The organism is Streptomyces sp. NPDC007971, assembly GCF_042958635.1.
Taxonomy (GTDB): Bacteria; Actinomycetota; Actinomycetes; order Streptomycetales; family Streptomycetaceae; genus Streptomyces.
The window spans coordinates 1-3,549 of sequence record NZ_JBIBJK010000072.1 but is presented as its reverse complement, the minus strand read 5'-3'; the positions used below and the strand labels follow the sequence as shown (position 1 = coordinate 3,549).

At 68.0% G+C, this 3,549-nt stretch carries 3 protein-coding genes; all 3 read left to right on the top strand.

Annotation, left to right across the window (positions count from 1 at the left end):
* On the top strand, nucleotides 1–1,173 hold a 1,173-nt coding region (kdpA, locus tag ACFZCP_RS45790; protein ID WP_391443213.1), incomplete at its 5' end, for a potassium-transporting ATPase subunit KdpA.
* Nucleotides 1,170–3,305: a potassium-transporting ATPase subunit KdpB gene (gene kdpB, locus ACFZCP_RS45785; protein ID WP_391443209.1), complete on the top strand. Its 2,136-nt coding sequence runs from the start codon at nucleotides 1,170–1,172 to the stop codon at nucleotides 3,303–3,305. The genes kdpA and kdpB, both read left to right, overlap by 4 nt.
* Before the next feature lie 5 nt (nucleotides 3,306–3,310).
* The coding region (locus tag ACFZCP_RS45780; protein ID WP_391443205.1) for a potassium-transporting ATPase subunit C at nucleotides 3,311–3,549 on the top strand (239 nt) is incomplete at its 3' end.

Genomic DNA, 3,549 nt, shown 5'->3' with positions numbered 1-3,549 from the left:
TTCTGGTCCGACCTGGTGCGCGGCACGCTGCGGATCCTTCTTCCGGGTGCCGCGATCGCCGCGGTCGTGCTGGTGGCCTGTGGTGCGATCCAGAACTTCTCCGGCATTCACGAGGTCGGTCAGTTCATGGGCGGCTCGCAGCAGTGGAACGGCGGTGCGGTGGCCTCGCAGGAGGCGATCAAGGAGCTGGGTACCAACGGTGGCGGTTACTTCAACGCCAACTCCGCCCACCCCTTCGAGAACCCCAGCGCGTTCACGAACCTGTTCGAGATCTTCCTGATCCTGGTGATCCCGTTCTCGCTGACCCGCACGTTCGGTGTGATGGTCGGTTCGGTGAAGCAGGGTTACGCGATCCTCGCGACGATGTTCACCATCTGGCTCGGTTTCACGGCGCTGATGATGTGGACCGAGTTCGCCCACCACGGCCCGGCGCTGCAGGCGGCGGGCGGGGCGATGGAGGGCAAGGAGGTCCGCTTCGGGGTGGGCGGCTCGTCGATCTTCGCGGTCGCCACGACGCTGACGTCGACGGGTGCGGTGGACTCCTTCCACTCCTCCTTCACCGGCCTGGGCGGCGGCATCACGATGCTGAGCATGATGCTGGGCGAGATCGCGCCCGGTGGTACCGGCTCGGGTCTGTACGGCATCCTGATCATGGCGGTGATCGCGGTGTTCATCGCGGGTCTGATGGTCGGCCGCACGCCCGAGTACCTGGGCAAGAAGATCGGCGGCCGCGAGATGAAGCTCGCCGCCTGCTACATCCTCATCACCCCCGCCCTGGTACTGGTCTTCACGGCCGCCTCGATGGCGCTGCCGACCCCGCCGCACTCGATGCTCAATTCGGGTGCGCACGGTTTCTCCGAGGTCCTGTACGCGTTCACCTCCGCCGCGAACAACAACGGCTCGGCGTTCGCCGGCCTGAACGCGAACACCGACTGGTTCAACACCATGACGGGTCTGGCGATGCTGCTGGGCCGTTTCCTGCCGATGGTGTTCGTGCTGGCGCTGGCCGGCTCGCTCGCCGAGCAGAAGCCGGTCCCGGTCACGGCCGGCACCCTGCGCACCGAGAAGCCGCTGTTCACCGGCCTGCTGGTGGGCGCGATCCTGATCATCACCGGTCTGACCTACTTCCCGGCCCTCGCGCTGGGTCCGCTGGCCGAGGGGCTGGCGTCATGACCACCCGAACGGAAAACCACGAGGACTCCATGTCCACTCCCACCCTTGCGCCCCACCAGGACGCACCGACCGGGCACAAGCCCGCCGCCGAGGGCCGTGTCGGAGCGGGCCTCTTCGACCCCAAGGCTCTGGTCAGGTCGCTGCCGGACGCGCTGCGCAAGCTCGACCCGCGGGTGATGGTCAAGTCCCCCGTGATGTTCGTGGTGTGGATCGGCTCCGTGCTGACCACGGTGTTCTCCTTCAAGGACCCGGGCGACTGGTTCGGCTGGGCGATCAGCGCCTGGCTGTGGCTGACCGTGATCTTCGCCAACCTGGCCGAGGCGGTCGCCGAGGGCCGCGGCAAGGCCCAGGCCGACACCCTGCGCAAGGCCAAGACCGACACCGTCGCGCGCCGGCTGCTCCCGGGCGGCACGTCCGAGGAGCAGGTGGCCGGCACCGACCTGACCATCGGTGACCTGGTGGTCTGCGAGGCCGGCGACATCATCCCCGGCGACGGTGACGTCGTCGAGGGCGTCGCCTCGGTGGACGAGTCCGCCATCACCGGCGAGTCGGCCCCGGTCATCCGCGAGTCCGGCGGCGACCGCAGCGCGGTCACCGGCGGCACGAAGGTCCTCTCCGACCGGATCGTCATCAAGATCACGACGAAGCCCGGCGAGACCTTCATCGACCGGATGATCAACCTGGTCGAGGGCGCCGCCCGGCAGAAGACGCCCAACGAGATCGCGCTGAACATCCTGCTCGCCTCGCTCACGATCGTCTTCCTGCTGGCCTGTGCCACGCTGCCGCCGTTCGCCACCTACGCGGGCACGCACCTGACGATGATCGTGCTGGTCGCCCTGCTGGTCTGCCTGATCCCGACCACCATCGGGGCCCTGCTCTCCGCGATCGGCATCGCAGGCATGGACCGCCTGGTCCAGCGCAACGTACTGGCCATGTCGGGCAGGGCGGTTGAGGCGGCGGGCGACGTGTCGACCCTGCTGCTGGACAAGACCGGCACCATCACCCTCGGCAACCGTCAGGCCGCCGAGTTCGTGCCGGTCAAGGGCACCACCGAGGCCGAGGTGGCGGACGCGGCCCAGCTGTCCTCGCTGGCCGACGAGACGCCCGAGGGCCGCTCGATCGTCGTGCTGGCCAAGGAGAAGTACGGGCTGCGCGAGCGTCACCAGGGCGAGCTGGCCGGCGCCGAGTGGATCGAGTTCACCGCGCAGACCCGGATGTCGGGTGTCGACGTCGACGGCAGGAAGATCCGCAAGGGCGCCACCGCCTCGGTCATCGCCTGGGTCAAGGAGGAAGGCGGCACGGTCGCCGACGACGCGGACGGCATAGCCAACCGGATCTCCGAGGCCGGCGGCACCCCGCTGCTGGTCGCCGTCCACGACGAGCGCGGCGCCCGGGTCCTGGGCGTCATCCACCTCAAGGACGTCGTCAAGGAGGGCATGCGGGAGCGGTTCGAGGAACTGCGCCGGATGGGCATCAAGACGGTCATGATCACGGGTGACAACCCGCTGACCGCGAAGGCGATCGCCGAGGAGGCGGGCGTCGACGACTTCCTCGCCGAGGCCACCCCCGAGGACAAGATGGCCCTCATCAAGCGGGAACAGGCCGGCGGGAAGCTGGTCGCGATGACCGGTGACGGCACCAACGACGCCCCCGCGCTCGCCCAGGCGGACGTCGGCGTGGCGATGAACACCGGTACGTCGGCCGCCAAGGAGGCCGGCAACATGGTCGACCTCGACTCCAACCCGACCAAGCTGATCGAGATCGTCGAGATCGGCAAACAGCTCCTCATCACCCGGGGCGCGTTGACGACGTTCTCCATCGCCAACGACGTCGCGAAGTACTTCGCGATCATCCCGGCACTGTTCGCGGCGGTCTACCCGGGCCTGGACAAGCTGAACATCATGCACCTGTCCTCGCCCAACTCCGCGATCCTGTCCGCGGTCGTCTTCAACGCGCTGGTCATCATCGCGCTGGTGCCGCTGTCCCTCAAGGGCGTGCAGTACCGGCCGGTCAGCGCCGACAAGATGCTGCGCCGCAACCTCGGTATCTACGGCATCGGCGGCCTGATCGCCCCCTTCATCGGCATCAAGATCATCGACCTGATCATCTCCCTCATCCCCGGAATCGGCTGATCGCCATGAACAACTCCGTAACGAACACCGCCCGGTTGCTCGGGGCGGGCCTGCGCGCCCTCCTCGTGCTGACCCTGGTGACCGGTGTCATCTACCCGCTGGTGATCACCGGCATCGCCCAGGGACTGTTCCACGGCAAGGCGAACGGCTCCGAGATCAAGGCGGACGGCAAGGCCGTCGGCTCGTCCCTGATCGGGCAGTCCTACGACCTGCCGCTGAAGAAGGGCCAGGACACCCCGGACCC